The sequence below is a fragment of the Comamonas sp. GCA5 genome (assembly GCF_036541385.1).
Lineage (GTDB): Bacteria > Pseudomonadota > Gammaproteobacteria > Burkholderiales > Burkholderiaceae_C > Comamonas > Comamonas aquatica.
In genome coordinates this window covers 1-409 of record NZ_JAZHFR010000236.1, presented here as the reverse complement: position 1 = coordinate 409, position 409 = coordinate 1, and the positions used below count along the sequence as shown (strand labels likewise).

The window sequence follows — 409 nt, the reverse complement described above, 5'->3', positions numbered from 1 at the left end:
TATAGGGTCAAGCGTTTTAGGCTCCCGGGGATTAGATTTGCGCTCGGACGAGGGTGATGGCTGAACTTCCTCCTGAGGATGATGAGACTTCAATACCGGGGGGTTGTAGCGCCGGCATAAAAGTATCGTTATCTTGTACCACTACACACTCTCTTACAGGGGTAGGTATCTCAAACCCGTCTTCATCCTCTACCCAAACAACGGAACCTTCGACACGAGAGACCTTGCCTCCTCCGGTTGTATTAAGAAATCTTACTTTATCGCCTTTCTTGATGACACTATTCATAGAATTATTCTTTTATCAGTCTATTCCTCAAAGTTATGATTTTTTAGTCTGAATAAATAGGATAGAAAAAGGAAGGCTTCCTTGATATCATATATTTTTTGTAATATCGTAGTTCGTTTGGCG

Annotated in this window: 1 protein-coding gene; it reads right to left on the bottom strand. The window is 42.1% G+C overall.

The features are described 5' to 3' along the window. Window positions 1-31: 31 nt before the first annotated feature. Complete coding sequence (locus SJH88_RS19450; protein WP_274755419.1) at window positions 32-286, bottom strand: hypothetical protein; 255 nt, start codon at window positions 284-286, stop codon at window positions 32-34. Between the last annotated feature and the right edge of the window lie 123 nt (window positions 287-409).

What these genes read in the sequence shown, in the direction of transcription:
- SJH88_RS19450 (WP_274755419.1), bottom strand. Translation starts at nt 286, where the DNA reads ATGAATAGTGTCATCAAGAAAGGCGATAAAGTAAGATTTCTTAATACA.